This is a genomic window from Aquabacterium sp. UBA2148 (assembly GCF_002328915.1).
Lineage (GTDB): Bacteria > Pseudomonadota > Gammaproteobacteria > Burkholderiales > Burkholderiaceae_C > Aquabacterium > Aquabacterium parvum.
Genome location: NZ_DCXA01000055.1, coordinates 24,354 through 28,939, shown reverse-complemented (window position 1 = coordinate 28,939; position 4,586 = coordinate 24,354). Strand labels below are relative to the sequence as shown.

General features: G+C 63.0%; 5 protein-coding genes. All 5 read right to left on the bottom strand.

Annotated features, from left to right (window positions below; genetic code table 11):
• Window positions 1–706: ribonuclease III (rnc, locus tag B2W70_RS03145; RefSeq protein ID WP_286742758.1), on the bottom strand; the 706-nt coding region annotated here is incomplete at its 3' end.
• A 115-nt stretch (window positions 707–821) separates the two neighbouring features.
• Window positions 822–1,220: a DUF4845 domain-containing protein gene (locus B2W70_RS03140; RefSeq protein ID WP_286742755.1), complete on the bottom strand. Its 399-nt coding sequence runs from the start codon at window positions 1,218–1,220 to the stop codon at window positions 822–824.
• A 26-nt stretch (window positions 1,221–1,246) separates the two neighbouring features.
• Window positions 1,247–2,218 carry a signal peptidase I gene (gene lepB / locus B2W70_RS03135; protein ID WP_286742754.1) on the bottom strand — a complete coding sequence of 324 codons (972 nt, stop codon included), beginning with the start codon at window positions 2,216–2,218 and terminating at the stop codon, window positions 1,247–1,249.
• Window positions 2,219–2,244: 26 nt separating this feature from the next.
• Window positions 2,245–4,053 carry a translation elongation factor 4 gene (gene lepA, locus B2W70_RS03130; RefSeq protein WP_137841721.1) on the bottom strand — a complete coding sequence of 603 codons (1,809 nt, stop codon included), beginning with the start codon at window positions 4,051–4,053 and terminating at the stop codon, window positions 2,245–2,247.
• Window positions 4,054–4,419: 366 nt separating this feature from the next.
• The coding region (locus B2W70_RS03125) for a PDZ domain-containing protein (protein WP_286742759.1) at window positions 4,420–4,586 on the bottom strand (167 nt) is incomplete at its 5' end.

Below are 4,586 nucleotides of genomic sequence, written 5' to 3'. Positions count from 1 at the left end.
CGGCAAGCCGGTCAGACGGCAGGGCCATGGCCTGCTGCAAAGCGACTTGTGCCGCCGCCTGCTCGGCCGCCCGACGGGACGTGCCCTCGCCGCTCACCCGAATGCCCAGATCGGGCAAAGCGCACGACACCACGAACACCTGCTCGTGGGCCTTGCCGCGCGTTGCCTCGATGCCGTACGTGGGCACGGGCATCTTGCGCCCCTGCAGCCATTCCTGCAAGGCGGTCTTGGCATCTTTGGCCCAGCCCTCGAGCGAGCCGCTTTCATCGAGCACGGGCTCGAACAGCCTCAGCACCAGCGCGCGCGCGGCGTCAAACCCCGCGTCCACGTACACGGCGCCGATGATGGCTTCCAAGGCATCGGCCAGGATGGATGGCCTTTGCGCACCGCCGCCTTTGGCTTCGCCCTCGGACAGGCGCAGCACCTCGGGCAGGCCCAGGGACACCGCCAGCCGGTGCAGCATGTCCTGGCGCACCAGGTGAGCGCGCACGCGCGTGAGGTCACCCTCGGCGCCCTGCTTGAAACGGGCGTAGAGCAAGGTGGACACCCCCAACTCCAGCACGGCGTCGCCCAGGAACTCCAGGCGCTCGTAGTGATCGGCACCGAAGCTCTTGTGGGTGACCGCGCGCTGCAGCAGGCCTGGCTCGGCAAAGGCATGACCCAGCCGCTGCTGCAAAGCCAGCAAAGCAGGTGACAGTGTAGGCATGGGCACCCCCATCAGGCGAACAGCGCGCCAGAGCGCGGGCCCGTGGAGACACCCCAAAGACAAAGGGCCTGAAACCAGGCCCGTTCGTCAAGGGATCCGAAGATGGCCTGCAGGCTCACTTGGATTGCCCTTCGAACTTGATCACCAGGTAGACCGGATCGACCAGCTCGATCTCCTTGTCGTAGGCAAACCGGATGACGATCTGTTCGTTTTCCTTGGTGATGTCCAGGTCACGGCCATTCTTGATGGCCTCGACACCGTACTCGATCTGAGCCGCGCGGTCATAAGACGCTCGGATGTCGGCCACCGTGCTGCCGCCCTCTTTGGCTGCCTTGTTGACCATGCCCGTGATGGTCTGGTACTCCAGCAAGGCAGGCGTGACCTTCATGCCGATCAGGGCGACCACACAGATGACGAAGGACCAGGCCAGCAGGCCGATCATCGTGATGCCACGCTGAGCACGCGGGAGCCGCTTGACCGAACGCTGACAGGACATGACAGTCGAAGGAAACATGGGCGTGATCCTGAAAATGCGAGGGTTCAGTGGAAGAAACCGATGCGCTTGACGTCGCTGAAATTCATCCAGATGACGAAGGCCTTGCCAACCAGGTTGCGGTCGGGCACAAAACCCCAGTAGCGTGAGTCAAGCGAATTGTCGCGGTTGTCACCCATGGCGAAATAATGGCCGGCAGGCACCTTGCAGACCATGCCTTCACCACTGTAGCTGCAGTTTTCTTTCATCGGGAAGTCCTCGATCGACTGCGGCGGCACAAAAGGCGGCCGATCCCGGTCGATGAGGATGTTGTGCTTGACCTCGCCGAGCTTCTCGCTGTACTGCTGGGTGTACCGCATGCTGTCGGCATCGTAGTACTCGGCACCGGTCTCCAGCTCAACCGGCTGCCCGTTGACCGTCAGGCGCTTGTTGACGTAGGCAATGGTGTCACCTGGCAGTCCCACCACACGCTTGATGTAGTCCATGCTGGGGTTGACCGGGTAGCGGAAGACCACCACGTCACCGCGCTGAGGTTCGTTGTTGTCGATGATCTTCTGGTTGATCACCGGCAAGCGGATGCCGTAGTGAAACTTGTTGACCAGGATGAGGTCGCCCACCACCAGCGTCGGCATCATCGAGCCCGAAGGGATCTTGAACGGCTCGAACAAGAACGAGCGCATCAGGAAGACTGCGCAGATCACCGGGAACAGGCCGGCGGTCCAGTCCAGCCACCAAGGCTGCATCAGCAGGCGATCGCGCGCGATGCCGATGTTGCCGTCGACATCGCCGATGCCTTGCGTGGCCAGCGACACGCGGCGCGCCTGATCCTGCGCCACCAGCTGGGCCGCAGCGGCCTCGCGGTCGGGGCGGAACTTGAACTTCTCGGCCAGCCAGTAAGCCAGCGTCACGACGGTCAGGATGAACAGCAGCAGCGAGAAATTCCCGTGCCAGTGCCCCAGATACCAGCCCCCCAGGTACGCAGCCAGGGCCGCGTACAGCAATCCGGTGATCAGACTCATTTGTGTAGTTTGCTTGTGGTGATCGATCAGTCGTCAACCTGCAGGATGGCCAGGAAGGCTTCCTGCGGCACCTCGACCGACCCAATCTGTTTCATGCGCTTCTTGCCGGCCTTCTGCTTTTCGAGCAGCTTGCGCTTGCGAGAGATGTCGCCGCCGTAGCATTTTGCCAGCACGTTCTTGCGCAGCGCCTTGATGTTCTCGCGGGCAATGATGTTGCCGCCGATGGCCGCCTGGATGGCCACGTCGTACATCTGCCGCGGGATCTGCTCGCGCATCTTGGCGGCCACGGCGCGACCGCGGTAGGCGCTTTGCGCGCGGTGCACGATGATCGACAGGGCATCGACCCGGTCGCCGTTGATCAGCAGGTCCACCTTGACCACGTCGGAGGCGCGGTACTCCTTGAACTCGTAGTCCATGGAGGCGTAACCGCGCGAGACCGATTTGAGCTTGTCGAAGAAGTCCAGCACGATCTCGGCCAACGGCATCTCATAGGTCAGCATGACCTGGCGGCCGTGGTAGGCCATGTTCATCTGCACGCCGCGCTTCTGGTTGGCCAGCGTCATCACGGGGCCGACGTAGTCCTGCGGCATGTACAGGTGCACCGTGACGATGGGCTCGCGGATCTCGTTGATGCGGGCCACTTCGGGCATCTTCGAGGGGTTCTCCACCTCGATGACCTCGCCACCGTTGAGCTCGACCTCGTAGACCACGCTGGGCGCGGTCGTGATCAGGTCCTGATCGAACTCGCGCTCGAGGCGCTCCTGCACGATCTCCATGTGCAGCAGGCCCAGGAAGCCGCAACGGAAGCCGAAGCCCAGCGCCTGCGACACCTCGGGCTCGTAGCGCAGCGAGCTGTCGTTGAGCTTGAGCTTTTCGAGCGCGTCACGCAGCTGGTCGTACTCGCTGGCCTCGGTCGGGTAGAGGCCGGCAAACACCTGCGGCTGGATCTCCTTGAAACCGGGCAGCGCCTCGGTGGCGGGGCCGGCGTTGTTGGGCAGCTTCTTCTCGATGGTGACCGTGTCGCCCACCTTGGCAGCGGCCAGCTCCTTGATGCCGGCGATGATGAAGCCCACCTCACCCGCACGCAGCTCGTCACGCGGCGTGGACTTGGGCGTGAAGACGCCCAGGTGCTCGGCCGGGTAGACGGTGTTGGTGGCCATCATGCGGATGCGCTCGCCCTTCTTGAGCACGCCATCGACCACGCGCACCAGCATCACCACGCCGACGTAGTTGTCGAACCAGGCGTCGATGATCATGGCGCGCGGCGGACCGTCGGGGTTGCCCTTCGGGGGTGGCATGCGCTTGACCACCGCTTCGAGGATCTCGTCGATGCCCATGCCGGTCTTGGCCGAACACGGGATGCCGTCGGTGGCGTCGATGCCGATGACGTCTTCGATTTCTTCCTTGGCGCGCTCGGGGTCGGCCTGCGGCAGGTCCATCTTGTTGAGGACCGGGATCACTTCGACACCCAGGTCGAGCGCGGTGTAGCAGTTGGCCACCGTCTGGGCCTCGACGCCTTGCGAGGCATCGACCACCAGCAGCGCGCCTTCGCACGCCGACAGCGAGCGGCTGACTTCATACGAGAAGTCGACGTGACCAGGTGTGTCGATGAGGTTCAGGTTGTAGACCTGGCCGTCCTGCGCCTTGTACTGCAGCGCGGCGGTCTGGGCCTTGATGGTGATGCCGCGCTCTTTCTCGATGTCCATCGAGTCGAGCACCTGCGCTTCCATCTCGCGATCACTCAAGCCACCACAGCGCTGGATGATGCGATCGGCCAGCGTGGATTTGCCGTGGTCGATGTGGGCAATGATCGAAAAATTGCGGATGTGGTTCATAAAAAAAAGGCACGTCCAAAGATGTGACGCGCCTTCCAACAAAAACGTATGGCAACTGCTTGTTGGACCTCCATTGTACCGAAGGTCCCTTCCGCAAGGGCTCTTTGCAAGCCTCGGGCGGTGGCTTGCCGGCCGGGACGATGATGTTATTCACATCTTGTCCACAGGCTCGTGTGGGTAAGTCGGGCGTCGGCTCCGCTGTGGGATCGGAGGTTTCCGGCAGGGCGGATTGTAGCCACAAACCCCCACCGCCCCCGGACTTATCAACATCGCTCGCCGATGTGTGAGCCGCCCAACAACCCCATGAACAGCTCAGGATTGAATGAAAAAAGGCCCCGAAGGGCCTTGGGTCAGGTCAGCAGCCGCTCACTTGCCGGGCCGGATCACGGCGTACTGAGCCCAGTCGCCACGGCGCACCAGCACGCTCACAGGGCGATTCTTGTCGAGCTTGCCCAGCACGGACTCGAAGTCCTTGGCGCTGGCGATCTGCACGTTCGCGACGGCCAGGATGATGTCTCCGGGCCGCAAGCCAG